At 51.8% G+C, this 23,881-nt stretch carries 22 protein-coding genes; 11 read left to right on the top strand and 11 right to left on the bottom strand.

All coding sequences use genetic code 11. From position 1 onward, the window contains the following. Window positions 1-6 precede the first annotated feature (6 nt). On the top strand, window positions 7-969 hold the full coding sequence (cbl, locus tag AB3G37_RS12630) for an HTH-type transcriptional regulator Cbl (RefSeq protein ID WP_369787980.1): 963 nt from the start codon (window positions 7-9) through the stop codon (window positions 967-969). Between the two features lie 157 nt (window positions 970-1,126). On the opposite strand, the gene AB3G37_RS12625 is transcribed toward cbl, so the two are convergent. From AB3G37_RS12625 to AB3G37_RS12615, 3 genes are all read right to left on the bottom strand, one after another. Further along, the gene (locus tag AB3G37_RS12625; protein WP_009636044.1) at window positions 1,127-1,399 is read right to left on the bottom strand and encodes a DUF3811 domain-containing protein; all 273 of its coding nucleotides are present in this window, start codon (window positions 1,397-1,399) and stop codon (window positions 1,127-1,129) included. Window positions 1,400-1,476: 77 nt separating this feature from the next. Beyond that, window positions 1,477-3,042 carry an MFS transporter gene (locus AB3G37_RS12620; RefSeq protein WP_369787979.1) on the bottom strand — a complete coding sequence of 522 codons (1,566 nt, stop codon included), beginning with the start codon at window positions 3,040-3,042 and terminating at the stop codon, window positions 1,477-1,479. Window positions 3,043-3,161: 119 nt separating this feature from the next. Next, a complete protein-coding gene (locus AB3G37_RS12615) occupies window positions 3,162-4,097 on the bottom strand; it encodes a LysR family transcriptional regulator (RefSeq protein WP_369787978.1) in 936 nt (311 codons plus the stop codon). A gap of 101 nt (window positions 4,098-4,198) precedes the next feature. Here AB3G37_RS12615 and AB3G37_RS12610 point away from each other — a divergent pair, with 101 nt between their 5' ends. Both AB3G37_RS12610 and AB3G37_RS12605 read left to right on the top strand, forming a co-directional pair. Further along, window positions 4,199-4,759, top strand: coding sequence for an N-acetyltransferase family protein (locus tag AB3G37_RS12610; protein WP_369787977.1), 561 nt, complete (start codon window positions 4,199-4,201; stop codon window positions 4,757-4,759). Window positions 4,760-4,806: 47 nt separating this feature from the next. Further along, a complete protein-coding gene (locus AB3G37_RS12605) occupies window positions 4,807-5,931 on the top strand; it encodes an ABC transporter substrate-binding protein (RefSeq protein ID WP_369787976.1) in 1,125 nt (374 codons plus the stop codon). Window positions 5,932-5,994: 63 nt separating this feature from the next. Here the strand turns inward: AB3G37_RS12605 and AB3G37_RS12600 are convergent, their stop codons facing one another. The 3 genes from AB3G37_RS12600 to AB3G37_RS12590 all read right to left on the bottom strand — a co-directional run bounded on the left by AB3G37_RS12600 (window position 5,995) and on the right by AB3G37_RS12590 (window position 9,375). After that, on the bottom strand, window positions 5,995-8,007 hold the full coding sequence (locus AB3G37_RS12600) for a TonB-dependent siderophore receptor (protein WP_369790953.1): 2,013 nt from the start codon (window positions 8,005-8,007) through the stop codon (window positions 5,995-5,997). 243 nt (window positions 8,008-8,250) lie between these two features. Further along, a complete protein-coding gene (locus AB3G37_RS12595; RefSeq protein ID WP_369790952.1) occupies window positions 8,251-8,934 on the bottom strand; it encodes an NAD-dependent epimerase/dehydratase family protein in 684 nt (227 codons plus the stop codon). Window positions 8,935-8,991: 57 nt separating this feature from the next. After that, a complete protein-coding gene (locus tag AB3G37_RS12590; protein ID WP_369787975.1) occupies window positions 8,992-9,375 on the bottom strand; it encodes a YebF family protein in 384 nt (127 codons plus the stop codon). Between the two features lie 213 nt (window positions 9,376-9,588). Between AB3G37_RS12590 and AB3G37_RS12585 the strand changes: the two genes are divergently transcribed. The 6 genes from AB3G37_RS12585 to AB3G37_RS12560 all read left to right on the top strand — a co-directional run bounded on the left by AB3G37_RS12585 (window position 9,589) and on the right by AB3G37_RS12560 (window position 16,703). After that, window positions 9,589-10,470 (top strand): NAD(P)-dependent oxidoreductase, encoded by an 882-nt coding sequence (locus AB3G37_RS12585; protein WP_369787974.1) that lies wholly within the window; start codon window positions 9,589-9,591, stop codon window positions 10,468-10,470. Window positions 10,471-10,741: 271 nt separating this feature from the next. Further along, window positions 10,742-11,809, top strand: a complete 1,068-nt coding sequence (locus tag AB3G37_RS12580; protein ID WP_369787973.1) for an ABC transporter ATP-binding protein — start codon at window positions 10,742-10,744, stop codon at window positions 11,807-11,809. A gap of 50 nt (window positions 11,810-11,859) precedes the next feature. Beyond that, a complete protein-coding gene (locus AB3G37_RS12575; RefSeq protein WP_369787972.1) occupies window positions 11,860-12,861 on the top strand; it encodes an ABC transporter substrate-binding protein in 1,002 nt (333 codons plus the stop codon). 63 nt (window positions 12,862-12,924) lie between these two features. Beyond that, on the top strand, window positions 12,925-14,676 hold the full coding sequence (locus AB3G37_RS12570; protein WP_369787971.1) for an ABC transporter permease: 1,752 nt from the start codon (window positions 12,925-12,927) through the stop codon (window positions 14,674-14,676). A gap of 105 nt (window positions 14,677-14,781) precedes the next feature. Then, the gene (locus AB3G37_RS12565) at window positions 14,782-15,432 is read left to right on the top strand and encodes an SDR family oxidoreductase (protein WP_009636056.1); all 651 of its coding nucleotides are present in this window, start codon (window positions 14,782-14,784) and stop codon (window positions 15,430-15,432) included. Between the two features lie 671 nt (window positions 15,433-16,103). Continuing rightward, the gene (locus tag AB3G37_RS12560; RefSeq protein WP_369787970.1) at window positions 16,104-16,703 is read left to right on the top strand and encodes a pentapeptide repeat-containing protein; all 600 of its coding nucleotides are present in this window, start codon (window positions 16,104-16,106) and stop codon (window positions 16,701-16,703) included. A 13-nt stretch (window positions 16,704-16,716) separates the two neighbouring features. Here AB3G37_RS12560 and AB3G37_RS12555 read toward each other — a convergent pair whose 3' ends face one another. Next, window positions 16,717-17,319: a hypothetical protein gene (locus AB3G37_RS12555; protein WP_369787969.1), complete on the bottom strand. Its 603-nt coding sequence runs from the start codon at window positions 17,317-17,319 to the stop codon at window positions 16,717-16,719. A gap of 177 nt (window positions 17,320-17,496) precedes the next feature. Here AB3G37_RS12555 and AB3G37_RS12550 point away from each other — a divergent pair, with 177 nt between their 5' ends. Beyond that, entirely contained in the window at window positions 17,497-18,192 is a 696-nt protein-coding gene (locus AB3G37_RS12550) for a GntR family transcriptional regulator (RefSeq protein WP_009636059.1), read from the top strand. A gap of 20 nt (window positions 18,193-18,212) precedes the next feature. Here the strand turns inward: AB3G37_RS12550 and AB3G37_RS12545 are convergent, their stop codons facing one another. Further along, entirely contained in the window at window positions 18,213-19,493 is a 1,281-nt protein-coding gene (locus tag AB3G37_RS12545; protein WP_369787968.1) for an amidohydrolase family protein, read from the bottom strand. A 182-nt stretch (window positions 19,494-19,675) separates the two neighbouring features. Here AB3G37_RS12545 and AB3G37_RS12540 point away from each other — a divergent pair, with 182 nt between their 5' ends. Further along, complete coding sequence (locus AB3G37_RS12540) at window positions 19,676-20,074, top strand: nuclear transport factor 2 family protein (RefSeq protein WP_369787967.1); 399 nt, start codon at window positions 19,676-19,678, stop codon at window positions 20,072-20,074. A 47-nt stretch (window positions 20,075-20,121) separates the two neighbouring features. On the opposite strand, the gene AB3G37_RS12535 is transcribed toward AB3G37_RS12540, so the two are convergent. From AB3G37_RS12535 to AB3G37_RS12525, 3 genes are read right to left on the bottom strand one after another with little or no spacing between them, the layout of a single operon-like run. Then, window positions 20,122-21,603, bottom strand: coding sequence for a chlorohydrolase family protein (locus AB3G37_RS12535; protein WP_369787966.1), 1,482 nt, complete (start codon window positions 21,601-21,603; stop codon window positions 20,122-20,124). After that, entirely contained in the window at window positions 21,603-22,799 is a 1,197-nt protein-coding gene (locus AB3G37_RS12530) for an amidohydrolase family protein (protein ID WP_369787965.1), read from the bottom strand. The genes AB3G37_RS12535 and AB3G37_RS12530 overlap by 1 nt, the downstream gene beginning before the upstream one ends. Further along, on the bottom strand, window positions 22,796-23,872 hold the full coding sequence (locus AB3G37_RS12525) for an ABC transporter ATP-binding protein (RefSeq protein ID WP_369787964.1): 1,077 nt from the start codon (window positions 23,870-23,872) through the stop codon (window positions 22,796-22,798). The genes AB3G37_RS12530 and AB3G37_RS12525 overlap by 4 nt, the downstream gene beginning before the upstream one ends. Window positions 23,873-23,881 lie beyond the last annotated feature (9 nt).

Genomic DNA, 23,881 nt, shown 5'->3' with positions numbered 1-23,881 from the left:
TGCACGGTGAATTTCCAACAGCTAAAAATTATTCGGGAATCAGCGCGATGCAATTACAACCTGACCGAAGTGTCGAACATGCTTTTCACTTCACAGTCAGGGGTAAGTCGACACATTCGTGAGCTTGAAGACGAGCTTGGGGTTGAGATATTTATTCGTCGCGGCAAACGTTTGCTGGGGCTGACTGAGCCTGGCAAAGAGCTGCTGGCTGTCGCTGAACGTATTCTCAACGAGGCACAAAACATCCGTCGTCTGGCTGACATCTTCTCCAAGGAAGACGCCGGAGTATTGACCATTGCCACGACTCACACGCAGGCGCGTTACAGTCTTCCTCGGGTGATCAAGGCGTTTCGCGCGGTCTATCCTGCGGTGCGGCTGGAGCTGCATCAAGGATCGCCGCAGGAAGTGTTGGCGATGTTGCTGAGCGGGCAGGCGGACGTGGCGATTGCCAGCGAGAAGCTGATAAGCGACCCTTCGGTAGCCTCGTTCCCTTACTATCGCTGGCATCATGCGATTCTGGTCCCGGACGGCCACCCATTGCTGGAACAGCAACCGCTGACACTGGAACATCTCAATCAGTATTCTTTGGTGACTTATCGTCAGGGGATAACCGGGCGTTCAAGAGTTGACAGCGCTTTCGAGCAGCAAGGTTTAAATCCGGATATCGTACTCAGTGCCCAGGATTCTGACGTGATTAAAACTTACGTCGAGTTAGGATTGGGCGTTGGGATACTGGCCGATAAAGCCTTTGACCCAGAACGCGATCGTGGGCTGCAACTGATTAACGCAGAACACCTTTTTGAGTCCAACACCGTATGGTTAGGCCTCAAGCGCGCTCAGTTACAACGTAACTATGTTTGGCGCTTTATCGAACTGTGCAATCAAAGTCTGTCGATTAATGAGATCAAGGAAAAGGTTTTCAAGCAGCCACAAACGGGTACCGATGCGGTCATTGATTACCAGATTTAGTTTTTTGATGGCATAAACTTTTCTGCTGCTGAACTTAGGTCCTAAAACGATTTCTCAGGCATAAGCGCTTATTGATGAAAGGGCTGCAATGGGTTGCCAATTCAGGCCATAAAAATGGGCAGCCTAGGCTGCCCATAACGTCAGTGCTTAATATTTTCTAGCGACGGCCGCGCGGATGGGTTCTTGCGGTCCAATCATAAGTTGCCGAAGTGCTTGGCGTGGCATTGGCTTTGGCACGGCGTTTTTCTGCGCGCGCCTTGCTGGCGACTTTCTCTTTTTCAGCCATCAATGCATCAATATAATCGTCTTTAATACGGTTGTTCTCGGAGTTTGTCAGCTCTCGTCCCTGGGCCTTTCTCGCCCTGTCTAGCTGAGTCTTCAACTCACGTTGCTCGCTTTCCGTCATGTCTTGCTGTGTCATTCTTTTCATTACTTTTGCGTCCCTCTGAGGAAAGTGACAACCAGTGTAGCCGTTAAACGTTAAAAAACTCAGACATTACGCTTATTTTACTCAAGAATTTCGTGGTTTTCCTTTGGCTGCTGTTTAACACCGGGAAATTGAATCAGCGGCAGTCTTGTCGATTGCCAAAACGCCAGCAAAGCCAGCAGCGCAGAAACCGCCAGGCCGATATCAATCGCGTTGACGATTGCACTGCGCGCCAGCGGATAGTACTGTGCAAACTGCTGCGCGACGGGCTGCAACAGCACCTGAGGATCGGCAAAGTACTGGCTAACCGCCTCGGGAACTTGCCTGTCACCGGCTTCAAGCAGTTTACCGCCGACGTGTACGCCGTACCATTTGGTGACCGCAGCACCGGTTAGCGCGGTGCCAAGCAGCCCGCCAACCAGACGCAGCGACTGGGTCAGCGCGGTCGCGATGCCCAGATATTCGCGCGGGGCGAGGGTCTGAATAAAAATGGTCACGTTAAGCAGAATGAATCCAATGCCGATCCCGGCCATCATCATCAACCCCATCAGCACGCCGTAATGGCCGTTGCCGCCAATCAGGGCGAGTATTGCGCAGGCGGTGGCGGTCACCAGCAGACCCATCTGTGGCAGGCGCATCGGGTTACGCATGCGCGTGACGATACGGCCATTAATAATGGCGCTGACGGTAATGCTGACCCCCATCGGCGTTATCAGCCATGCCGCCTGTTTCGGCGAATAACCATAGCCCCCCTGAAATAAAAGCGGCATAAAATACAGCAGAGTAAACAGCACCGCGCCAATCAGAATCGAAATCATAAACAACTGTCTGATCGGTCCGATGGCAAACAACGGCGGCGGCAGGATAGGCGAATGCGCACGCCGCTGCTGGAATACCAGCACCGCGCCGCTTATCCCGCAGGCCAGCATCAGGGCTATCAGGGTAAAGGCCGAACCGTTGCTGGGCAGGAATTCTGCCAAAAGCTGCATGCTGCCCAGCACGCACATAATAAGCAGCGCTCCCAGCCAATCGAGGCGGATCGCAGCCTTCTTCGACGGCCTGATATAGGGCAGATAAATCCACGACACCACCAGCGCCACCAGCCCCAGCGGCAAATTAAGGTAAAACACGGAGCGCCAGCCGTACTGTTCGGTCAGGATCCCGCCAAGCGTCGGCCCCAAGGCATTAACGATGCTAAAGGCAGTACTGAACAATATTTGCCAACGCAGGCGCTGTCGAGTATCGGGAAACAGTTCAGGAATACAGGCAAACGCGGTGCCAACCAGCATCCCGCCGCCAATACCTTGCACCGCACGCCAGAGGATCAGCATCTGCATGCTGCCGGCAAACGAGCACAGCGCGGAGGAGAGGGTGAACAGCACGGTCGCGGCAATCACAAAATATTTACGGCCATAGTAGTCACCCAGGCGACCAAAAATCGGCACGGTGATAATCGAGGTCAGCAAATAGCTGGTGGCTACCCAGGAATAGAGGTTGAAATTACCTAAATCGGCGACAATGTACGGCATGGCGTTGCCAATTACCGTTTGATCTAAAGCAGAAAGCATCAATACCAGCGCCAGTCCAAGCACGGCTAATAAAGAACGGCGAAAAGTTAAGGTTGAGGCAACAACTGAATCGGTCATAAAACGTGCTCTGCGGCAGAATATAAATAAGTACAGCCTCAACCCGGTCTTCCCTGGCCTTAGCCTGTCAAGATAATGGGCCGTTAATCGCCTGGAAGCAAAGAGGAGTTTCACATCACCTAATCAGTTTTACTTATAGCTGGCAACATGCTAGGAGCGCCCAGAGCCAAAAGCCCGTCCACCACTTTCTTAAGTGCTTTATTCAGCGGTTTATCCTGTCGCAGCACTACGGCAAGCTGACGATTTAAAGGCGGATTCAGCGGGTGCGAGCAGAGGCGGCTGGAATTTTGAGGCTGACTCATCGCCAACTGCGGCACAATGCTCACGCCTAAACCGGCCATCACCATCTGCTTAATCGCCTCGACGCTGCCAAGTTCCATGATAGGGTGCGGCCTCAAACCCTGCTGCTGAAACCAGTCATCGATCAACTGCCGCGTACTGCTGCCGTTTTCAAACAATATTAATGGCAGATTGACCAGCCGTTCAGGCGTTATTTCATCAAGTAAAAGCCGAGGCTGTGCCTGTTGAATAACAACGAAACTTTCTTCATACACTGGCGTAATCGACAGGTTGTTGCCCGCTGCCGGCAAGGTTACCAGTGCCAAATCAAGACGGTTTTCCGTGACCGCTTTCAGCATTTCATCGGTATTACCTATTTTGACGTTGACGTCTAACTCTGGCCATTGCTGCTTTAAGTGACCAAGCAGCGGCGGCAGTAAATGGATGCAGGCGGTGGCGCCAGTGCCCAGAGTGACTTGCCCACTGATTTCGTGAGCGTGGACTGCCATCGACTGTAAAGCCCCATCAATGGCGTTATTTATCAATATATTGTGTTCCAGCAGGGTGAATCCAGCCGAGGTGGGTTTCATCTTTTTGGCAATGCGTTCCAGCAACTTGAGGTTGAAGAATTTTTCCAGCTGACGAATTTGCAGGCTGACAGCCGGTTGAGTCAGACCCAGCTGCTCGGCCGCGGCAGAAAAGCTGCCGTGCAGTACCACCAGTTCGAAAGTCGCCAACTGCTCAAGATTCAGTTTTTGCGGGATGATTCGTTTCATGGCAAAGTTTTTCTTATGATGATGATAAGTTTGCAAAGCTACATTAAGTTATCTGTTTACTTTACTCTTAATTCAAATCAATCAGCGAGTGAAAAATAGCTATGTTTGCAGCGCGTTACGACGAACAGGAGATTGAACTGGCAGACGCCAGCGAGTCCGATATGGCCGAGGTTCAGGCGATTTATGCCCATCACGTTATCCACGGGTTATCCAGCTTTGAAACTGAAGCGCCCTCGGTGGAAGAAATGCAGCAGCGTCGCAAAACGGTGTTGGAAAAAGGTCTGCCGTATCTGGTTGCGCGCCAGCAGGGCAAAGTGCTGGGGTATTGTTATCTTTCGCCCTATAGACCGCGTTACGCTTACCGTTTTACCGTTGAAGGTTCGGTGTATATTGCCGTGGGTCAGCAGGGTAAAGGGCTGGGCAAGAGGCTAATGGCCAAGGCTATCGAACGCGCCGAACGTGGCGGCTGGCGGCAGATGATGGCAGTGATTGGAAACAGCGAAAACATTGCTTCACTGAGGCTGCATCAGTCGTTGGGCTTTCACACGATCGGCCAGCTAACCGGAGTCGGATTCAAGCACGGCCGCTGGGTGAACACCATCATGATGCAGCGCACTTTGGGTGAAGGTGATACCACGCCACCTGCTGATTGCGAAAAATAATAATAATCATTATCATCCAGGGCTTTGAAGATGAATTTTGAGGCCTTATGCGTTTTTCAAGTTGGGCAATAGCCATCACTATTGCAATAGGCGGCGGGGCGCTGTCGTCTGGCGTAGAGGCCAAAACGGTGGTAGATATCTATCAGCGTAAAGTTGAGGTGCCAGACAACCCGCAGCGTATTATTCTCGGTGAAAGCCGCATGTTGTACAGTTTGGCACTGATTGAAAACGGTGATCCCTCGGCGCACGTTGTCGGTTGGCCGGGCGATATGTTGCATTACGATCCACAAAGCTGGCAGCTCTACGTTAAGGCTTTCCCTCATATTGCCACCATTCCTCAGCTCGGCACGGTGAGTTACGACCAGATGAGCGTCGAGAAAATCCTGGCGCTCAAACCTGATTTAGTCATTTTGCCGCGCTATGCAAAACGCCCTTCCAGCGAAGCAACGGTTGAAGCGCAGCTCACCAAGGCTGGAGTCCCTTTTATTTATGTCGATTTCCGTGTTGACCCGCTGCATAACACCGTACCCAGTCTCAGGCTGCTGGGCGAGGTGCTAAATACGCAGCAGAAAGCGGGTCGATTTATTAAATTTTATCAGCAGCATATGCAATATATCGGCCGCACGCTGGCGACATATAAAGGACCCAAACCCAAGGTGATGCTGCAACTGCATCTGGGCCGCAAAGAGAGCTGCTGTACCACGGTGGGCAAGGGTAATCTGGCTGATTTACTGGAGTTTGCCGGTGGTCAGAACATTGCCAAAAATATGTTCAAAGGCGTTTACGGCGAGATGAACCCAGAATCAGTTATCGTCGCCAACCCGGATATCTATATGACGACCGGCATGTCGGGCGCTGAAAAACCGGATGATTTACAGCTAGGTCCTTTGGTCAGTCGTGAACAGGCCGAGGAGAGTTTTAGAAATCTGATGTCGAAGCAGCCAATTTTATCGAGCCTGCGCGCGGTGAAAGACGGCAAAGCCTACAGCCTGTGGCATAACTTTTATCTAAGTCCGTATCATTTGCTCGACGTAGAAATGTTTGCCAAGGCGTTTTATCCACAACTGTTTGCCTCGCTGGACCCACAGCAAACGCTGCAACAGATGTATCAGCAATTTTTACCGATACCGCTTACCGGCACCTATTGGACACAGCTTCCCGCTGTGAAATAAATGACGCACTGCCGGAACTTCCCGTCAGTGCGTTGGTTGCCTCAAACTTGGTCAGAATACTGCCTAGAAATCTACACTGGCCGACAGCACCACATTGCGCGTCTCACCTTCCTCGACGCGCAAGTTACCGGCGCTGGAGGTGTAGTATTCTTTGTTGAAGATATTATTGATGTTCAGCTGTAGCTGGGTGTGTTTGCCTAAAAGCTGGTTGTCCCACGAGATAAAGGCATCCGCCACTGTGTAAGCCGGCATGGTGAAGCTGTTTTCCGGATCGCCTGCGCGTTTACCGACATAACGCGCTCCGCCGCCGAGGCGAATATCGCCCTGAACCGGCACCCAGCGCAGTGTGTGACTGAGATACAGACTGCCCATATTCGTGGGGGCATTGACCAGACGATTGCCAACGTTGTCTGGCGTAACATTATCTTTCACGATCTCGGTTTTGTCATAGGCGTAGTTGGCGCTGAGGTTCCAGTCTTTGGCAACCTCGCCGTTCATTTCCAGCTCTATTCCACTGGATCGCGCCTTTGGAATATTTCGCGTTACCCCATTGATGTAAACTGACATGTCTTTCTCATCAATACGATACAGTGCCAAAGTGGCATCAAGGCGCGGGGTTATCTGCCACTTACTGCCCACTTCATAGGTTGTGCCCAGCTCGGGCTGCGCGGTAGTTCCGTTGTCATCAACGTCGGTGGACGGGGTAAACGACTTGCTGACATTGCCATAGAACGACAGCGATTCATTGAGCTTGTACACCAGTCCAACCTGAGGCAGGAACTTGTTCACGGTATAGTTCTGCGTTTCTAGCGGTGTGACAAAACCTTGCGAACCTTTCTGATTGACGTGCTGATAACGCCCGCCAATGACCCCAATCCAGTGCTCGGTGAAATGAATGCTGTCTTTGGCATAAATCGAGTGATTATAAATTGTCGATCGCAAATTGCTGTTGCTGTCTGAATACGTCGAACTGTTGGTGATGGGCGCGACCTGATAAACCGGATCGTACATATTGAAGTCAGAGTTAACTTTGCCGCGATAGGAATACTGCTTGTAGGTCTCGACTTTTTCGTAATCTGCGCCAATCAACAGGTCATGAGTCATGGCGAACACCTGCGGTTCGCCAATCCAGTCCCACGAGGTCAGGCTGGTTTGGTGATTGAAGCCTCGGTTGGCGTCGGCGCGGCGCGTGACCGCTCCGGTGGTGGTGTTGATAGCAGTGGCGCGGACCTCATTGCTGTCATAGCGGCGCTGCATCCAGGCATAGGACAAACGGGTTTTCCAGTCAGGGCCAAGCTCGTATTCCCAAGTGGTGTTCAGGCGTTTATTTTTCCCCCAGGCGTGGTTGGCCGCTTCGTCGATTCGCTCTTTGTAGGGGATGTCTAACGGTTTGCCGTTGATAAACGCCGTGCCGCGGTCGTAAGGCACGTCGTATTTAAACTCTTCATAACTGATATTAAAACTGGCTTTCTCGCCAAACCAGCTCAGTGAAGGGGCTAGCAGGGTATGCTGATTTTTACCAAAATTTCGCCAATAGTCTTCCGATTGTCGTTCGGCTATCAACCTAAAGGCAAAGCCGTTGCCCAACGGCCCAGTCACATCGAGGGTTCCCGAGCCGCCGCCGGATCCGCCGGTGCGTCCGCTGACGCGAGTATTCCATTGGTATTGTGGCTTTTTACTGATCATGTTGATCACGCCACCGGGATTCTGGATGCCGTAAAGCAGCGATGCAGAACCTTTCAATACTTCTACATGATCAATGGTTGAATCGAACGCCAGACCCTGATTACTGCGCACGCCGTCGAGCAGGATGGAGCCGTCGCTGTTGGCTCCGAAGCCGCGTTTTACGAAGCCATCTTCAGTACCGCCCAGCGTGTTGCCCTGGGTGACGCCACTGACAAACTTCATCGCATCGTCCAGCGAAGTCACTTGATAATCTTCGATCATCGAGCGGGTGACAACGCTGACAGACTGCGGGGTTTCGTTGAGCGGAGTGTTATTTTTGTTGGCGGTCGATGCCTGCGTTGCGCCGTACTCTACAGCGGCATCATCGTCTGCGTTGGCGGTGATGGTCATCAGCGAGGCAGAATTATCGGCATCGCTGGTGGCCGCCAGCAGCGGGGAGCAGTGCAGGATCGCCAGTGCGATCAGGCTAGGTTTAAAATATTTGGGGGTAAAACGTTGGCCAGCGGCACTGCGTGTTGCGTTTTTTTTATAATTGGATAGACAGTTCAAAATAGTAATCCCTGAAAATGCAAATGATAACGCTTTGCATTCTAATTACCATTTCAAAACTTTTAAACGATTATTTACATTTATTTATCTTCTACTAAGTTGATAGATATCTTTGGATTCCATGATCTTATCGCCTTCACACAGTCTGGCGGCGTTGAGCATCGCTAAAGCAACATTTTCGGTAGTCAAGATAACGCCGGGCATCAATGGCTTCAAGACGGTAATAAATGGCCACATAAGCGGGTATAGCAGGCGATAGGCTTTGGTTTTCGATTTCACACCGTGCAGCGGTTGCATAACGCCGGGCCGGAACAAATAAGTCGCCTTGAACGGCATATCCAACAGCGCATTTTCGGTCTTTCCCTTGACTCGCGCCCACATGCTTTTCCCTTGCTCAGTGCTATCGGTGCCAGCGCCCGAGACGTAAACGAAAGTCATCATTGGGTTATGCGGCAACAGCATTTTCGCAACCGATAGAGTCAAGTCGTAGGTAATGTGCGAGTAATCGGCTTCGCTCATCCCCAGCGACGACAAGCCCAGGCAGAAGAAACAGGCATCAAGATTGGTTAATTGAGGAATAAAGCTGTCGAGGTCGAAGAGGTCGCGGTGTACAAGCTGGGTAAGTTTGTGAGCGGGGTCGCCAGGCGGTAACGGCTCGACCGGCGATCTTGCCAATGAGATAACCTCACTGACGTCTTTGGCCAGCAGAGTTTCGCGCAAAACTCCCTGACCCACCATTCCCGTGGCACCTAAAATCAGAATTCGCATCATGAACCTCTACAAGCTGGAGGGCGGCGTACACGCCGTCGTCTGACGGCGTGACTGTTAATCGACAGTATCGTATTTGATGTATTTATTTGTACAGTTCAGATGAGCCAGATATTTCAGTGTGCCGTCAGGGCCCTTGGCGCTGAATGGAATAATGTAAGTGCCTTTATCATCTTTTACGGTATCGGCAATAAATGCCAGACTAGGAACTTCTGTACCAAGGTTGTCTTTATCGTTGCCCCAGTTAGGCAGTTTGTTTTGCATATAATCACGGGTGATCAAGTCCATTGCGTTTTGCGGCGTTAAGCTGGCGCAGGCCTGTGGCGTAGTGCGTTGCATGTAAGTTGGATAGATATAAGTCATACCCAGCGTCAATACCACCATCACAAAAACCACACAAACCATGGTGCCTAAAACCATTTTACCCGTCTTTCCAATCACATTAACTCCTGAGTCTTACTGACAAATAACAAAAATTTACCCGCCAAGAGTACGATAAAGAAAGAGGGAGTGAAACGGCAGGAGGATTTTTTAATGCCTGATTCGCATTTACAAACAAATTCAACGTTAAATATCCTGCCCTACGTGCTAGCCTTTTAGTTAGATTAATCCATCAATTTAGATCGACATTGCCGTATTAATAAGGAGTTGGATATGAGTCAGCAACCTAGCGTTGCAGTATTGGGATTGGGTGCCATGGGGCACGCATTCGCCGCTAACCTGATTAAAAAGGGTTTTACAACCCGCGTCTGGAACCGCACTGCTTCCAAGGGCGACGATTTGGTCAAGGCCGGAGCCGTGGCGGGTAAAACGCCGCGTGAAACCGTTGAAGGCGTTGATGTGGTGATCGCCATGTTGGCCGACGGTAAAACCACTCAGTCTGTTCTCAACGGGGAAGATGGCATCCTCGCTGGCCTGAAACAGGGCGGGATCGTGGTACAAATGGGGACCATCGGAGTCGAAGCGACCGATGAACTGATCGCTCAGCTGAAAAAACAACGCCCTGACGTTGTGTTCTTTGACGCGCCAGTTTCTGGCACCAAAGCGCCTGCCGAGCAGGCGCAAATCGTGGTGCTGGCCAGCGGCGATCGCGAAAAAGGCGCGGCGGTCGAGCCGGTATTTGCGGCTATCTCCAAGGGTGTAAAATGGCTCGGCGAAGCGGGTAGAGCGTCGAAAATGAAGCTGGTCGTTAATGCCTGGCTGATTTCAATGGTGGAAGGGATTGCCGAAAGTTCGCAGCTGGCGCAAGAACTGGGCTTTACCACGGATGAGCTTTGGAACGTGCTCGACGGCGGTCCACTGGCCGTGCCTTATATCAAGGGCAAAATGGAAATGTTCAAAACCGATGACTACACGCCGCAGATGCAGCTGACCTGGGCGCTTAAAGACATCAATCTGGCACTGAAAGCCAGTGGTTCGCGCACCTTGCCGCTGATGCAAAACATCAGTAATACCTGGCAAAAAGCGGTCGATGCCGGATACGGTGACAGCGACCTGTCGGTGGTTTACCGCTATCTGGGTAGCCAGAACAAGTAAAAAATTTTAGCGCCGCCTTATTCTGCCGGCGGCGCAGCAACGAGCCTTATCATCACAACTTTTTCAGGTTTTCCTCAGATCTTCCTCAGCTTCCCTTACGGCATTATCAGATCTCATACATGACTCAGGCCTCACTCAGGCGTTCCTCTGGTTGCAATTGGAACTGTCACCTCGCATTAATAAAACTGTCATTTAAGCTCGTTAGCTTAATCCCGTTGCTTTAACTTTCTCTGCCCCTTCAAGGGCCGATTCTGTGCGGGATGCATTATTGATGTCTTCAATAGAAATTAATCAGTTAACCAAGTCTTTCGACGGCAAAAAAGTGCTCGATAACGTGTCGTTGCAGATTTATCACGGTGAGTTTGTCGTGGTATTGGGCCCCTCGGGCTGTGGCAAAACCACGCTGCTACGCACGATTGCCGGATTTGAACCGATCGACGAAGGTAATATTAAAATCGGTGGCAACACGGTCTCAACCCCGGAGCGGCATCTTCCTCCAGAGCAACGCCAGCTTGCGATCGTGTTCCAAAACTATGCCTTGTGGCCACACATGTCGGTGGAAGAAAACGTCGCCTATAGCCTTAAAGTTAATGGCGTTAATGCGTTTGAACGTGCCCAGCGCACGGCTTGCGCCCTGGAACAGGTTGGGCTGAGCGAGTTTGGCAATCGCCGTCCGGCCGATCTTTCCGGAGGCCAGCGGCAAAGGGTAGCACTGGCGCGATGCCTGGTCGCACAGCCTTCCGTGGTATTGCTCGATGAGCCGCTGGCGAATCTTGACGTACATTTGCGAGCCGCCATGGAAGAAGAGTTTGCTCAATTCCATCGTCATACTGCCGCGACGTTGCTTTATATCACTCACGATCAGCATGAAGCGATGGCAATTGCCGATCGGGTGGTGGTTATGAATGCCGGAAAAATCATGCAGTTTGCCACCCCGCAAACTCTGTACCTCGAACCGGCCAATGAGATGGTCGCTCGATTTATCGATGATGGCCGCATCATCGAAGTGGAAAATATCCGCCCGCGTGGCCACGGCATGGCAGATGTCATGCTGTTTGGCACTGAGTATCGGCTGCGCGCCAGCCCTGAGCAGCAGGCCGCGGGTCGAGGAAAAGTCTGTGTTCACGCCTCCTCATTGCGGGTGGCGCGAAACGATGAGCAGGGCTTTGGCGCAAGAATCAAACGTATTATCTACCGAGGCGGTTATAGCCAACTGGACGTAGAACCAGATGGCAACGCCTCACAGCCGTTGGCGTTACATCTTGCCAATGTCAGTGGCTTGGCGGTAGGCGATAGCCTGTGGCTAACCCTTAATGACGGATGGGTTATTCCTGATTAAATCGTGAGTTAATCATTACTTTTCTTTTATTTTATTTTAAGGACAGGGTTATGCGCAAAATTAAAAACACCGCCAAGATTGCACTGCTGATTTCCACTGGGCTATTGACCCCTTTACTCGCCCGTGCCGACGAAGCAGTGAGCGGGAAACTGGTCATTTACACCTCGCAGGCACCGGAAATCGCCCAGCAAACCATCGACGCTTTTAAAGCAGCCTATCCCTCGCTACAGGTCGAGTGGTCGCGCAATGGCACAACGCAGCTGATGAACGTGCTGCAAACAGAGATGATGGCCGGGGAAGTAAAGCCTGATGTTCTGCTGGTGGCTGACTCGATAAACCTCGGCGCGCTAAAGAAAGAAGGCAAACTGATGGCTTACCCGCAGGCACCGGTTGGCAATATTAGTCCGAGCTTCTATGACAAGGACAAAACTTGGTTCGGCACCAAAATTATCGCCACCGTGATTGGCTACAACACTAAAAATGCCAAGCCGATAGATTCATGGATGGCGCTGACCGATCCCGCCAATAAAGGGCAAGTGGCAGTTCCCAGCCCGCTGTATTCCGGGGCGGCCTTGTATAATTTGCACACCGCGATTAACACCCCGGACATCGGCTGGGAGTTTTACCAAAAACTCGCCAACAATGGCATAAATCCCGAAGGCGGCAACGGCCCGGCGCTGAAAGCCGTCGCCAGCGGTGTAGATAAATACGGCGTGATAACCGACGCCGACATTATTCTCGCCAGGCAGAAAGGCTCGCCGATTGACCTGATTTATCCCAAAGAGGGCGTGTCTATTGTCACTGAACCCGTGGCTATTTTATCGTCTGCACATAATATTCCTGCGGCCAAAGCCTTCGTGAATTTCCTGCTTTCAAAACAGGGTCAACAACTGGTGGTGAAACAGGGTAATCGGCCGATTGATGCCAGTGTTGCCGCGCCAGCCGGATTTACACCGCTCGATAAAATCAAGCTGCTGACACTGGATGCCGATAAAGCGGTAAATGATGATCGGCAGGTCAGAAATAAATTCACCGAGATTTTTGGTGGCTAAGCGGAATTGTTAAAGGTTTTTGGAAGATATCAGCGTTAACTTTATGAGATTATAGAGAAAGTTATGAGTGTAATAGGTGAGATTACCCGCTCAGTTGCCTTTCGTCGTCTTTCACGATGGCGCAGCGATCGGGCGGTATTATGGTTACTGGCGTTGATGATTGGTATTTTATCGATAGCACCGTTATCTCGACTTATTTGGGCCGCTATCGCGCCAGCAGGAACGCTGGACCTGAATCGCTTATTACGGCTTATTGCGACGCAAAAAGTGTTGCAGGCGACGCTGAATACCGTGGGCATTGCCCTCGCAGCAACACTTTTGGCGATACTTACCGGGACGCTGGCGGCATTGCTGGTCGCGCTGACCCACCTCCGCGCCAAACAGCTATGGGTTTTTGCCTTTATCTTGCCGTTGATGATCCCGCCGCAGGTGATTGCCTTGGCGTGGGTTCAGGCGCTGTCACCCTCAGGCCTGCTGCTGATGGGGCTTGAAGCTCTGTGCCGCAGTCTGGGATGGAAAATTGCGATCGGCAATCATCAGCCACTCTATTCTGCCGGTGGAATCGTTTTGTTGCTGGGATTGCACAATGCGCCACTGGTCTTTCTCACCGTTGGCGCGGGTTTGCGCCAACTGCCTGCCGACTTGGTCGAAGCTGCACGCATTACCGGTGCTTCGCCACTGCGAGTGCTTTTTACCGTCATCCTGCCGTTGGCACGACCCGCTATCTTTGCCGGAGCGGCGCTGTCGTTCGTGGCCGCAGCCGGTAATTTCGGGATTCAGGCCATGCTCGGCATACCGGGCCGCGTTCCCACGTTGATTACGTTAATCTACCAGCGGCTCAACAGTGTCGGTCCTTCCGCGCTGTCAGATATGGCCGTGCTGTCATTATTAATTGCGATAATCACTTTCGGCGGATTGGCGTTGAGTCGCTATCTTGGCGGTCGCCGTGATGTGCGCGTGAACGGCTCGCCAAAACCACTGCGCCAGCCGTTGGGGGCATGGCGTTTGCCGGTGGAAAGCCTTGCCTGGCTATGGGTGGTCATCACGCTGTTATTGCCACTTTCGGCTCTGGTGAGCACTTCTCTGACGCAGGGGTTTGGGCAGGTATTAAACTGGCAAACTCTGACCTTCGCCAACTACAGCAGCGCATTGTGGGGGTATCCGGCAATCCATCAGGCGTTTTTTACCAGTCTTGGGCTGACACTGATGGCGGTGGTTATCTTGACCGTGGCTTCGCTGTTTTTGGCCTATTTTCTCAGCTGGCAGCGCAGCCGTCTGGTGAGCGTGCTGCAAATGTCCACGGAGCTGGCCTATGCACTGCCGGGTATTGTTACCGGCATAGCGGCTATTCTGTTTTTCCTCAAGCCGCTGCCGCTGATGAATGTCAGCATTTACGGCACGGTGTGGATTATTCTGGCAGCCTATTTGTCGAACTTTTTGGCCTTGGTGTTACGCCCGACACTGGCAGGTTTTGCTCAAATAGACCGTTCACTGGATGAGGCCGCGCAGATTTCCGGCGCTGGGTTTATAAGGAGGATGTGGGACATTTTGCTGCCGTTGGCGGCCCCGTCGGCAATGGCTGGCGCAATCCTGGTATTCCTGACCGCACTGAACGAGATTCAGGTTTCTATTCTGTTGGTGACCTCCAGCACGCAGACACTGGGGCCGATGGTAATTTTCCTTGATGAAGGCGGGTCTTCAACGCTGGCGGCGGCGGTAGGGTGTCTAATGATTCTGCTGGTGTTGCTGTTTATGCTGGTGGCCTCACTGTTTGGCCGCCAGTTACCAGAAGGTGTTTTACCCTGGCGTGCATGAAAAACTGATGCCTTTCATGGCTGAAAATCCTATGTGCTACAGTTAATCCTAACGGTGAGTCTGCAAGGATTACCTTAAAACCGAGAAAAAGTGAAAGGAGGATTTATGGCTAAGGTCGCAATCGTGGGCGCACATGGTCAAATAGGACAGTTTATTATTAAGCATTTGCAACTCCAGGGGCATCAGGCTTTAGGTATTGTGCGTAAAGAAGAGCAGATTGCGAACATTCATAAGCTGGGTGCAGAAAGTTTATTGCTGGATATTGAATCCGCGACGGCACAACAGCTGGCCAGCGGGCTAAAAGGTGTTGATGCGGTGGTGTTTGCAGCCGGAGCCGGTGGTGGTTCGACGGCAGAGCGTAAGCATACAGTAGACTATGGCGGTTCAGTGCTGTTGGCCGATGCGGCAAAACAGGCCGGAGTTGCTCGCTATATTCAGGTTTCGGCAGTTGGCGTCGATGAACCCGTCAAACCTGGGACCGAGCCGGTGTGGAAGGCTTATGTAGAGGCCAAACGTGATGCCGATATTTATCTGCGTAAAAGTGGTCTTGAGTGGACGATTATCCGTCCCGGGCCGTTGACCAACGATTCAGCCATTGGACTGGTCAATCTGTCCGAACATGCGGGCAGGGGTGAAGTGCCTCGCGAAGATGTGGCGCTGGTGGTGGTTGCCGCGCTGGATGCTAAATCATCGATTGGCAAACAGTGGGAACTGCGCAGCGGCAACACGCCGATCCGCGACGCAGTGAGTCAGTAACTCATTGTTAAGTCATTGACCGTTAAGCGTTGAATAGCCGCGGCCCGTTAAGGGCCGCGATTATTTTCAAGGTTATAGGTTCTTTTGGCCGGTAGTCGATGAGTCTCGAGAAGGATTTTACGTAACTTGCGGTCAAATTTTATTTGTTGTAAAGGCGCAACGGTTTTAAGAACAATTCTCCACGGTTTCCACTTAGCTAGCCAGGTTTAGAAATCGGCATTCTCCCTTGCCTTTACCGAATTAAGCATTTTTTTACGTCAGCATTATTTATTTTCTTTGCCATAGGAGACATTAATTCATTAGCTATCGGCGTGAGTTTTAAATCTTCGCTCAGGCGACTAAGGTAGGCTGCGCTTAATTCAATTTGTTGTTTAGCAGTAAGGTGAAAAGTTTTATTTTTTTCATTGCTGAGTTGCTCCAGTCATTCCTGACGAAAGAATTGACGTCCCGGTGAAGCGCGGTTTTTGCCAGTTCGCTTTGCTCTTTGTTTTCCCAATTATCCCAACATTGATGAAGATCTGCAGTTTTGGTGGATTGATAGCTTTCTCGGAGGTTGTAAGATTTAATCGGGTAACAAGATTTTATGGCAGACATTATACTATTGTGCCTTACAGTTCCTTTGTAATGAGATGAAGTCAGTTTGGTTAATTATAAAAGTATTAAGGTGCGCTATGTCACAGTGGGTTAGTGAGTCAGAATATTTTGAGAAAATCTTTAACAAGCTTGATGTGTCCTCATCCGTTACCGAGCACGCAAGCTTTGAAGAGTGTACTTTTAATCATTGCAACTTTACTTCTGCCAGGCTTTCGCACTGTAAATTCACGCACTGCACCTTTAATCACTGCAACTTCAGCATCGCCGAGATTTTGGGTAGCCGTTTCTATGAAATTGACTTCAATGAGTGCAAGCTCAGCGGCATTGACTGGACGCGGGCGCAGTGGCCGACCTTCAGCCTTGACCCTGAACTGCGTTTTAATAAAAGCATTCTGACCCATTCCGCCTTTTTCGGCCTTAAGTTGCAAGGGATGAAGATGGACGAATGCATATTACATGAAGTGGATTTCAGGGAGTGTGATCTTGCCGGCGCAGAGATCGTGAATTGCGACCTGGCTGGCAGTTTGTTCCATAACACCGACCTGCGCGGAGCGAATTTTACCGACTCCTGGGATTTTCAAATCGACGTGATGAACAATCTCGTCGCGCGAGCAAAATTCTCACGTCAGGAGGCGGTTTCGTTACTGGAAAGTCTGGGCATTGAGTTAGTTGACTAAGGCTAATAGCTATTTATTTGCCGGTCTTTTTAACCCAGCTAATGCGCATTGCAGCCGCCAGACAAAGGGTATAACCAAACAGTTCAATGCCTTCTTCGACCAAATTCTTAACCAGTTTTACGTGATCCCCCGCAATTGCAGCCTGCCAGATAAAATGCAGGCCCATCAGGCGTGAAAACACCAGAATAGTCACCAGTCCAAACAACAGCACGGGAAAGGCTTCATCCTCAACGAGGGCATAAAGGCCATTAAGCGTGGTTTTCGGCGTTGTTGCTGCCCAACATAATGAATATATCGCTAACATGCTGGCAAAATAAACCCAGGCACCAAGATGAATATAATCAAACAGCGCATCAAGCTCACGAATCAGCATACAGCCAAAAAAACCGGCGGCGAGGATAAATCCCCCGCGCAAATTTTTGTGCTTGCGTGATTGAATGAAAAATAATGCGGCGGTAGCCAGCAGAAAAATCTCCTGAATTATTTCTGTGGCAGAAATCTCTTTAACCTGATCGCCCAGACCCACAACATCGAAAAGTAATACCCCAGCAGAAAACGCTGCACACACCGCCAGGATCAGAAAAGTAATAACTTGTTTTATTATTGGATTTTGCATGGTCTTATTCCGTAAACAAAAATTATCGCGCATGGTACGTAGCTGAAAGATTTAATACTGATCAAAGTGTGCGCAGCAGAGTATCTGACTAGCCGTAATATTCAGCAAAGCTTGCATGAAACATGACGCTGAACATAGAATTGGTCATTGTAGGACGTTTCATATATTGGGGATGCAATGAGCAATAATACGACTACGGCCAAGCAACTAGAAGTTAAGCGCATAGTAGATGTTCTTTCCAAAGCTATTGCCCAGCATCGGCTTCGCCCGGGGGCGCGCCTTATTGAAGCGCAAATTGTTGAAGCATTAAATGCCAACCGTAACCACGTTCAGGTGGCATTACAGCGTTTGGCAATGCAGCGTATTGTGGATATTGAGCCAAATCGCGGTGCGATGGTATCGCAACCGACAGCAAAAGAGGCGCGCGAAATATTTGTTGCTCGCCGGGCCATTGAAAGGGCGATTGTCGAGACCATCACGCCAGAACTGATTCGACGCCATCGTAACCGAATTTCCACGCATTTACGCAATGAGCGTGAAGCCACCGACTCCACCGATCGTCGCGCGATAGTGCGTGAACTCAGTGAATTCCACTTGATGCTGGGTGAAATTTGCGGCAATGAAGTGCTCAGCGAGGTATTGGGCAACCTGATGGTTCGCAGCTCGCTTATTGTCGCGCTTTATCAGCGAAATGATGTGCCGTCCTGTCAGTCTGACGAACATCAGGCCATCATTACGGCGCTGGAAGCCGGTGATAATGAGCAGGCAGTGGCAGTAATGCTTGAACATCTCGAAGAGCTGGAAGCGCAATTAGAACTTGAAGACCAGTCCAGCAGCGAGGTCAATCTTCGTCAAGCCTTAGCCGACCTTTAAAGCCGCTAACCTTTTTTTTATCAAAATCCTTTTTGTGTTAAAAGTCTGCCCCTGAAATCTCGGGGGGCATATATTTGTGCATGGGGCCGGTGGAAAGTTTTCACCCCTGCTTTAAAACCCATCAGCGGCGGGGCAATTTCAGCCACGACGGCTGAAGGGCCTGCCACGTCAAACACGACAAAATCTGCGCGGCATCCCGGCGTCAGTCCATAATCTTTTAAACGCAGTAAACGTGCTGACTCGGTCGAGATCCACGCCAGACAGCGCAGCAACTCTGCCTCTGTCGCCAGTTGACTGACATTGGCAAACAGATTTGCCTGCCGCACCAGTGAAGCGTCGCCGTAAGGAGTGAATGGATTTGCAATGTTATTACTCGATAGCGAACACAACACTCCGCATTGATCCAGTTGAGCCAGAGGTGCCAGCCCTCGTGGGCGATTGTGGTAATGCTCGCGGCCAGTAAGAAACAGGTCGGTGGAAGGTAAGGAGGTAATACTCACTCCGGCAGCGGCCATTTGCTCGCCGATTACAGCGACTTGCTCCCAAGGCAAGGCAGAAAGTTTGGTGACGTGCCCGACGGTAACGCGGCCATGTCGGTTAAATCTATGCGTACATTCAATCACCTGCGGCAAAGTCATCTCCTTTGGCGAAAGATCGAAATCCAAATGAAAATCGAGGCAGCAGTCATATTCTACCGCCATCTCAAACAGCCGCTCAATCTGCCCGGCGGGAGAACTGTCAGTATAAGGGCAGCCGCCCAGCACCGTAGCACCTTGTTCCAGCGCCTGTCGCAATAGTGCTTCGGTGCCGGGGTTATTTAGCATCCCCTCCTGAGGAAAAACGCAAATTTCCAGCGTAATCGCCCAGGCGTAATCCCGCTGTAACCGCTTTACCGCGTTAAATCCCTGCAATTTAATCTGCGGGTCCAGCTCGACGTGAGTACGAATATGGGTTGTTCCCTGAACGATCGCCTTATCCAGCACGCTGGCACCCCGTTGATAAATATCCTCCTCGCTAAACTGTTGTTTGGCGAGTCGAGTTTGTTCCACCGCCTCAAGGACAGTGCCTGCTTGCAGGTCACAGCGTGAAAGAATGCAGGCTTTATCAAGATGAAGATGCGTTTCGACCAAACCGGGCAGCAGCAGTTTTCCCTGTAAATCTAAGGTCGCGACGTTTTGTTGACCCTCTGGCGAGAGAGAGGCCACGAAGAAACCGTTTTCCACCATCAAACTGACTGGCAAATTCGCTGACGAAGGCAAACGAACGTTAATTATTTTTAGGCTTTTGGTATTGTCTCGCATTTATTTTATCCTGATTGCTAGCATTGTCATGTATTTTGCTAGCAATATGGGTGCCATGTTGAAAATGCCAGTTTCACGGACCTGATGCCATAATATGCCGATTTTTTTGCACTTAAGCAGTGCGTCAATGCACTGTGAGAAGACGTTGGCTCGCCAAAGTTAATTTTCAGGAGAGATTAATCGTGAGTAAATCGAATGATGCTGTAGAGATTGTTAGCAATTTTCTAGCCGCCTCCATGACGCCCGATCCCGTTAAGGCGGCGACCTTTATGGCTGCGGATGTAGTGATCACTTTTACCGGCAAGCGCGTCATGCCGGATGCGCACCACATCACGGCTTTCAATAAGTCGCGCTATGCCTGGGTAAAAAAATCTATCGGCCAATATGACTGCATGGACAAGGGCGATCATCTGGTGATTTACTCCAACGGCACGCTTTACGGTGAATGGCCTGATGGCCGCGCGTTCGCCGGAAATCGCTATCTGGATCGTTATGAAATCCGCGACGGCAAAATCACCCGCATGGACGTGTGGAACGACAGCGCCGAGTGGATTCTGGAACCGCAGATTTCTCGGTCCTGATTCAGGCTGCCGCCTTGCGATAGTCGCGCAAGGCGGCACTGGGCGAGTCAAGTCGGGGGATTTACAGTAAAAGAATGGGCAAATAACTTATCCAGCGGAGGGTGCTGAAAGCTGCGTTCAGGGTAGGTCGCCATCAGCCGTTCAAACTGCCGTTGAGCCTGCCGATGCAATTGCTCAAGGTCAATCTGCCGTTTCACCAATTGGCGATCCCACACGACTTTTTCACCGGCAATAATCACGCCACGCACGTCGCGGCCATTGCCATTGATGACTAACGCGGTGATCGGATCAAAAATCTGCCCCATTGCCGGTTCGTCGAGGGAAATCAGCGTGATATCTGCCTGTGCACCCGCGCATAGTCGGCCAAGATCCTCGCGGCCCAAGGCTTTGGCTCCTCCCAGTGTCGCCATGCGATAATAGTCGGCCGCGCTGGCAGCCTGCACGTTTTGGGTCACCACTCGACTCAAAATCGTGCCGAGATGCATATTGGCCAGCATATCCGGCGGGAAGGTGTCAGTGCCTAATCCCATGGTCACGCCCGCCTCGCGCAGCGGCAAGTACTGTTCCAGATATTTGGCATGGCGACCCGACACCAGCGGGCACAGCACCAGATTGGCCTGCGATTCAACAAGCAGCCGGATGTCTCGCGTGATGCTGTCACGGGTGGCCGACTTGCCCCCCAGATATTGGCCGTGCGGCAGTAACATTTTTTTATGCAGCAGGTCAAAATCTGCCAGCACTTGCAGGGAAGAACGCCCCTGAAAACGCTGGTGGATTTCATTAACTTCCAGCTCGCTCTGGCAGCAGTGCAGCCTGACCGGAACGTCATGGCGTTTTGCTGTTTCGCTTAGCGCGGCCAATAGTCCCGGAGTGCAGCCCTCGATACGGTCTGGTGCCAGAAAGCCGCGCAAAGTCGACACCTTGCGAGCCGCCATCTCCTCGATAAAACGTTCTGCGTCCTCCAAACCTGCCAGCCCGCGCTGTTCATCGAAACGCATGCCTATTTGACCGCCGGCCTCTACCACGTTATGACCGGACATAAACGCCGGGCCAAGCCACGCGCGCAGACCGAGAGACTCGGCAACGTCTGCCGCGTGGCGATACTCGTCGATATCTTCAGCCCACTGGCGATACAGTATCGAGGTTATCGGCACGGCAGTGGTGATGCCGTTCAGTAACAGCTGAGTGTAGGCATACAGCTTGTTAAAGTTGAGTTCTTCGCGGGAATACAGGTCGCGCCTTTGCCAGTCGGCGGCAACAACGCGGCCCTTGGTCCAACCCGGCTGATTGTCGAATCCCAACACCGTGGTGTCCAGATCGCCAAGCGCGTCAAGGTCGATAAAACCGGGGCCAACCAAGGTATTTACGGCGTGGATTTCCTCATCGACCCGTCCGACATAGTTCTGGCCGACAAATACCACCACACTGCCTTGATAAACCAGCTCTCCCGGCGAAAACAGCCGGTGATCGCCATCCTGATAACCTACAACCCAGGTGGCGCGGATGCGGATAACCGGTTGCGAGGCCATCAGAACAGACACTCACCAGCGGTGGCCACCACCTTACCGTGCTTGATAACCGTGCGCGGCATCGGCTGTGCCACAATGGCTTCGGCCAACACGCGAGCGGGCAGCAGTACCAGATCGGCGTGGCATCCTACCTCGATGCCGTAATTTTCACGTTTCATGACTCTGGCTCCGCCGTAGGTGATGGCTTCCAGCGCATTAAGCATTTCGCTGTCTTTGCGCCAGCGATAACGCAGCCCAACCATCATCGCGCGGTGCAACATATCGCCGTTGCCATAAGGGCTCCATGTATCGCGAATGCCGTCGTTTCCGGCGCAGACATCGACACCGAGTTCGCGCAACAGCAGATAAGGAGGCACTGCAACGTCAACCGGAGCCGTGGTGGCAATCGAAATTCCCAACTCGGCCAACTGTTCGGCAAACCATTTTTGCCGATCTGCCTCGACCATCCCCAGACAGAATGCGTGACTGATGGTGACCTTACCGGCGAGGCCAAATTCACGGGTTTTATCCAGAATGCGCTCCACGCTGAACGCGCCAACTTCGCCGCGCTCGTGCAGGTGAATATCAACCCCTTTACCGTATTTTGCCGCCAGCCGGAAAATAATATTCAGGTGGGCAATGGGATCTTTTTCATAGGTACACGGGTCGAGTCCGCCGATATAGTCCGCACCGAGGATCAGCGCCTGCTCAAGATATTTTTCCGCGCCTGGGTTTTCTAAAATACCACTTTGCGGGAAGGCAACGGTCTCGATATCAATCGCGTGGGCCAGCTTCTCTCTGGTTTCCAGCACGCCCTCGACATGACTGACGCCAATTTCATTATCAACGTCAATGTGTGTGCGAATAAAAGAAGTACCACGGCTGATGCAATGCCGCGCAATTCGTTCAGACTGCAGCTGTGGATCAGGGTGATGTTCGCGGCGATAGGCGCGCTCGTTGGCGATAATTGCCGGTAAATTTCGCGGCACGTCGTTTTCGTACCATTCGCGTCCCCAGAGGCTTTTATCAATGTGGGCGTGGCCGTCGATAAAACCGGGCAGTAATAGCTGATTATTGCCCTCGATAATCTCTGTCTGCGCGGAAATGCTGGAAATATTGGCGCCGATTTCAACGATCGTTCCATCCTTGATTAATACGTCTACTGTCTCAGTGCCGTTAAACGGGCGGACCTGCTTTAAAAGTAAAGACGAGCTCATCGATTTTCTCCTGTTATAACCTGTAAAGAAGGGCGCGCCGTGGCGGCCGGATGGTGACATTCAATCTGGTGAAGCTCGGACATGGCTTGCACTGGCGGCGCAACCTGACGACAAATATCAGTCGCCTGCGGGCAGCGCGGATGAAACGCACAGCCCGATGGCGGCGAGAGCGCGCTAGGCATCTCACCCGAAATTCCGCTACGCGTTTGGCTTGGTTGCTCAATTTTGGGGATGGCGTCAATCAGCATTCGGGTATAGGGGTGTCCCGGCTGGCGGAAAATCTCGTCAACCGGCCCCAGTTCCACGATGCGCCCCAAATACATTACCCCCACGCGATCGGAAATATGCGCGATGACCGACATATTGTGACTGATAAAAAAGTAGGTCAGACCGAGCGAATCTTGCAAATCGCTCATTAGATTAAGCACTTGTGCCTGAACTGAAACATCTAGCGCCGAAGTTGGCTCGTCGCAGATTAGGAAGTCTGGCTGGGTGGCAAGGGCACGGGCGATAGAAATACGCTGCCGCTGGCCGCCGGAAAACTCATGCGGAAACTTGAACATATCCGCTTCGGCAAGCCCGACCTGGCGCAGCAGCGCGGCAATCTGCCCACGAGCCTGACGGGTGTTACCCACGCGATTTTGCAGTCGCAGCGGTTCGGCAATAATACGTTCGACGCGCCAGCGTGGATTCAGGCTGGCGTAGGGGTCCTGAAAAATCATCTGAATGCCACGGCCAGGTGAAGTCTCTCCCGGATTTAGCGCTTTGCCCGCATGGAAAATCTTCCCCTGCGTCGGAGCATAAAGACCGGCCAGCGCGCGAGCTACGGTTGATTTTCCGCAGCCTGATTCGCCGACCAGGCTGAAGGTTTCGCCCTGTTTCACACTAAAGCTTATCCCTCTCACTGCCTGCAAGCGCTGTTTGGGTTGGCGTGTAAACAGGCCACCGGTGCCCATTTCGAAGCTGATGTGCAGATCTTCAACCTGCATCAGGGTGTGAGGCGATTGACCAACCGCTGCCGTCTGTTCTGGGGCCACGGCAGTCAGCGGTACAACGTGTTTCATGATATTCATCGTGGCTCC

This window comes from Rouxiella sp. WC2420 (assembly GCF_041200025.1).
Taxonomy (GTDB): domain Bacteria; phylum Pseudomonadota; class Gammaproteobacteria; order Enterobacterales; family Enterobacteriaceae; genus Rouxiella.
Note: the sequence above shows the minus strand (reverse complement) of the source record. Positions and strands in the feature narration are given on the sequence as shown.